5 protein-coding genes are annotated in these 4,765 nt (G+C 66.7%); all 5 read right to left on the bottom strand.

Annotated features, from left to right (window positions below):
• The coding region (locus tag VNJ47_13315) for a toluene monooxygenase (protein ID HXG29812.1) at window positions 1-733 on the bottom strand (733 nt) is incomplete at its 3' end.
• A complete protein-coding gene (locus VNJ47_13320) occupies window positions 720-1,988 on the bottom strand; it encodes an ATP-binding protein (GenBank protein HXG29813.1) in 1,269 nt (422 codons plus the stop codon). The genes VNJ47_13315 and VNJ47_13320, both read right to left, overlap by 14 nt.
• Window positions 1,989-2,172: 184 nt before the next feature.
• The gene (locus VNJ47_13325) at window positions 2,173-3,054 is read right to left on the bottom strand and encodes a metal-dependent hydrolase (protein ID HXG29814.1); all 882 of its coding nucleotides are present in this window, start codon (window positions 3,052-3,054) and stop codon (window positions 2,173-2,175) included.
• 122 nt (window positions 3,055-3,176) lie between these two features.
• Window positions 3,177-4,208: an AraC family transcriptional regulator ligand-binding domain-containing protein gene (locus VNJ47_13330; protein ID HXG29815.1), complete on the bottom strand. Its 1,032-nt coding sequence runs from the start codon at window positions 4,206-4,208 to the stop codon at window positions 3,177-3,179.
• Window positions 4,209-4,249: 41 nt separating this feature from the next.
• Window positions 4,250-4,765, bottom strand: a 516-nt coding sequence (locus tag VNJ47_13335; GenBank protein HXG29816.1) for a CAP domain-containing protein, incomplete at its 5' end; no start/stop codon positions are given.

Consider the following 4,765-nt stretch of genomic DNA (forward strand, 5'->3'; position numbering starts at 1 on the left):
CGACCACCTTGCGCAGCACCGGCAGCCCGATCTGGGCGTGCCGCGCCTCGTCGGTCTGGATGCTGTTCACCATTTTCTCGAACATGTGGTCGCCGGCCGCATTGGCCATCGACGACAGGCCGATGAACTGCAGGTTGGTGAAGCCGGTCTCGAACACGAAGTTGGTGGCGATGGCGAACTCGATCGGGTTCGACCCGAGCAGCAGCTCGTCGATCATGTGGCGGCCGGCGATGGCCACCCAGTTGTTGCTGTGGAAGAACTTGTGCGTCCAGTCGAACTGGCGGTCGTGGCGCAGCAGCTCGTGCATGATCGACAGCGGGATCTGGGTGTGGCGGAACTCGTCCATGGCGCCGAAGGCGGCGGCCGTGCGCCAGGCGCTGTCGCGGCCGAAGCGGGCGGCGCGCAGGTTGCCGATCACCGCGGCGAACTCGGCCAGCGGCAGCGCGGCGGCGTGCAGCTTGAGCCCGTTGCGCCAGCCCGGGTCGAGCTTGGCGAATTCCTCGCGGTTGCCCACGACGGCGCAGATCGCATGCACGCTGGCGTCCTTGGCGGCCTGGTTGCGGACGTACTCGGTGTAGCTGGTGCGATAAGGCTCGTCCCAGTCCTGCCAGGCCTCCTGCGGCAGCCACGGCCGGCCGGCCATCACCTCCGGAAAGACTTCACGCTCGTCGACGTAGGAGAAGCGCCAGTCGAGCTTGCGCGCCAGGTCATGCCACTCGTCACGTCGCAGCATGGTCGTGCTCCACGCCGCCGGCCGGTTTCATCGGCAAGGTGAAGAAGAAGGTGGCGCCCCGGCCCGGTTCGGACTCGACCCAGATGCGGCCGCCGTGGCGTTCGACCGCCTTCTTGCAGATGGCCAGGCCGATGCCGGTGCCCGGGTACTGCTCGTCGGTGTGCAGGCGCTGGAACACCTGGAAGATGCGCTGGGCATGCTCCGGCGGGATGCCGATGCCGTTGTCGCGCACGTGGAACAGCCACTCCTGCCCGCGCGGCTCCGCGCCGATCTCGATCAGTGGCGGCGTTTCGCCGCGGAACTTGACGGCGTTGCCGATCAGGTTCTGCAGCAGCAGGGTCATCTGGGTCATCTCGATCGGGGCCTGCGGCAGCGATTGGCGGCGGACCTCGGCGCCGGCCTCGGCCAGTGCCGGCGCGAGGTTTTCCAGCGCGTGGTCGAGCGCCCGGTTGCAGTCGACGGGTTCGGAGCCGATTGGGCTGCGCCCGGCGCGGGAGTAGGTCAAAAGGTCGTTGATCATGACCTGCATGCGCTTGCCGCCAGCGACGATGAAGCCGATGAAGTCGTCGGCATCGGCGTCGAGCTTGCCGGCATAGCGTTGCCGGATCAGCTCGGCATATCCGACGATGGCGCGCAGCGGTGCCTGCAAATCGTGCGAGGCGGCGTAGGCGAACTGCTGCAGCTCGTCGTTGGAGTGCTGCAGTTCCGCGGTGCGCGCGCGCACGCGGCTCTCCAGCGCCTCGTTCATCTGCGTGAGCGTGCGGTGGGCCTCTTTCATTTCGGTGATGTCGATGCAGGAGCCGATGTAGCCGGCAAAGCCACCGTTTGGCGTGAAGCGCGGCACGCCTTGGTCGAGGACCCAGCGGTATTCGCCGTCGGCGCGGCGCAGGCGGTATTCCATGCGGAAGGGCCGGCGCTGCACGAAGGCGTTCAGGAAGATCGTCATGCAGGGCTGGAAGTCCTCTGCATGCACGCCCTCGGCCCAGCCGTTGCCGAGCTCCTCTTCCAGCGTGCGCCCGGTGAAATCCAGCCAGGTCTTGTTGAAGAAGGAGCAGAGCCCGTCCGGCTCGGCCATCCACAGCAGCACCGGCGCGCAATCCGCCATGTTGCGGAAGCGCTCCTCGCTCTCGCGCAGCTGCTCGAACAGCTTCTGGCGCCGCTGGTGTGGCTCGACGATGTTGAAACGCAACTCGTGCCGGCGTTCGCTGCCCGGCGACGCGTCGCCGGATGTCGGGTGTTCGAGGTCCAATGCCACTGCCGGTCTCCAGGCCGCCTGCGGGGCGGCCACCGGTCGGCGCACGGGCAGCGGCAGCCGGCCGCGCGGGGCGCCTGACTGTCAGCAGTATGGGGAGCAGCGCGCGGCGGCGTCTTTAGATTGTTTTCCCTAAACCCCGGCGGGGCTATGAAAGTTCTGGCGTGTTATCAGCGGCTTGTGAATCCTACTGGGCGGCGACCAGCGCATCGCCGGCGGCCAGGGCGTCGTGCCCCGAGTTTTCCCAGGCCAGCGTCCAGCGCCGATAGATCTCCATGTCGCCGAACTTCCAGGGGTGGAAGCCCGGCAGGAAGTAGGCGAGGTAATGCGGGATCAGCCGCGGGTAGAGCCCACCCCAGCCGTACAGCCACCACAGGCCTTTCAGCCAGAGGCGCCAGCGGTTCTTCAGGCCGTCCACCCTGAACATGTGGTTCATGATCAGGAATACGTGGAACGGGAAGGAGAAGGTGGTGAACATGAAGCTGAAGATGCGGGTGAAGTACCCGGCCTTCGCCACCCGGGTGAGCACGTCGAAGGCCACCGCCTTGTGCTCGATTTCCTCGACCGCGTGCCAGGCGTACATCGCGCGGATGCGCGGGTCGGCCTTTTCCATGATGCCGCTGGAGAAAAAGCCGTGCGCCATGAGTGCGGTCAGGTGCTCGGCGGCGGCGGTCTGACCGAGCGTGAACTCGCGCGAGAAACGCCCGCGGAACACCTCGAACATGAGGTGCTTCTGGAACTTCAGGTGGCCGTCCACGTCGATGCCTTGCGCCTTGAGCCGGTCATTGAAACGTGTGTGTACCATCCCGTGCTGGCCTTCCTGGTAGATGAAATCCTTCACCTGCGCGGCCAGCTTGGGGTCGGTGATGCGGTCGCGGAAATCGCGCACGCATTGAATGAAGAACTTCTCGCCCTCGGGGAAGGTGAGCGACATCGCATCGAAAAAGCGGGTCTTGAACGGATCGTTGTCCAGCCAGTACTTCGGGATATCGCCGTCCAGGCCGAAATCCGGGCTGGGGCGCGGCACGATGTCGGTGGGGCTGGGACGGTGTTGCAGTGCGGTCGTCATGGCGTTCGATCCCGGGCGGTTTGTTTGAATCTAGCCGCCGCCCGACGGGCTGGCTATGACGGGCCGCGACGCCAGGGAACATTGTGCGACAGGGCTAAGCGCCTGCCGATAGGGGGATTTTTCTAGGTCTTGGGCTGAGAATGGCTGCGAAAGGCGCTCGGCGAAACCCCGCTCCAGCGCTTGAAGGCACGGGTGAAGCTGCGCCGGTCGGAAAAGCCGAGTCGTTCACTGAGCGTTTCCAGGTCGGTTTCGCCCTGTTGCAGGCTGGCCATGGCCGCGCGGTAGCGCGCGCGGTCGTGGATCTCGGCGAAGCGTGTGCCTTCCTCGCGCAGCCGGCGCTGCAGCGTGCGCGGGTGCAGCCTGAGCGCCGCGGCGACGGCCTCGATGCCGCGGCCGATCAGGCGCGCGTCCTCGGCATAGGCCTGCTCGATGCTGGCGACCAGGCCGGTGCGGCGCGGACTCTGGCGCAGCAGCTGCTCGGCGCGGTATTCGGCCTGGCGGTGCAGCGCCGGGAAGCCGCCCTCGAGGGGCTGGTCCAGCAGCTTGCGCTCGAACACCAGCTCGTCCCGCGCCTGCGCAAACCGCACCGGCAGACGGAAATACTGCTCGTACTCCCCCGCATAGGGTGGCGCGGCATGGCGGAAGCGCAGCTCGCCGAAGGGCGCCTGCTCGCCCAGCAGGTTACGGCCGAACTTCAGGATCGAGGCAAAGGTGGTCTCGGTGAAATAAGGCTTGAGATCCGCGGGGTCGCGCACCGGTTCCGGCGTGTACAGGACCAGATGCGCCTGGTCGCCGTGCTCTTCCAGCCGCACGTCGAGCATCGGGTTGATGAGTTCCCGCACCCATTCGAACACGCGCACAGCCTCGCGCAGGCTGCTGCTGGTGTTGATGAAGGTTTCCAGGTCCGGCAGGTAGTCGAAGGCGAAGGTTTCGCCGAGCGCGAAGGGGAAATGCCCCTGGCGCGTACGCGCGATGCAGGCCTCCATGATCCGTTCCAACAGCGGTACGGTGATGGTGGCGGTCTCGAGATGCACCAGATCGGTCTCGATGCCCAGCTCGCGGAACACGGTCTCGACGTTGAAGCCGCACTTGGCCGCCGCCTTGACCCAGTTGGGCAGCGTGATGAAGGGGATCGGCTGTTCGTGCAGGGGCATGCGCAGATGCTGCCGCTTAGCCTGCGGCTTGGCAATGCAGATCAGTAAGGACGCAGCCCCTCCACATTGCCGGGCGGGCTGTAGTTGCAGACCCAGAACTCCTGCACGCCGTACTGCGGATGCTGGCCCCAGGCCGAGGCGCAGCCGACCTCGCGCGAGTCCTTCCACACGATCTGGGTGTAGTGCCGGCACTCGGATTCCTCGAGGCAGGCGTTCTTCTCGTAGTCGTAGTACTCGATTTCGTTGCCCCAGTAGTCCACCACGTCCGTGGGTTTGAGGCGCTCGCCGGCAAACCAGGCGATGTTCTGGCCGTAGGGCGAGTCGGGTCTGTGCTCGAACTTGCCCTGCCGCATCAGCGTCACCGCCCATTCGCGGGCGGCGCGCGCCAGCTCGTCCGACCAGACCAACGGCTCGGTCTTGACCTGGCGGCGCCAGAAGTTGTGCGCGGCGACGATTTCCTCGGCGGCGGCGGCCGAGATCGGTGGTGGCGGCGCGGCGGGGGCGGGCGACGGTGGCGGCGGCGCGGGCGCGCTGGGCGGCGGTGCCGCGTCGGGCGT

This window comes from Nevskiales bacterium (assembly GCA_035574475.1).
Lineage (GTDB): Bacteria > Pseudomonadota > Gammaproteobacteria > Nevskiales > DATLYR01 > DATLYR01.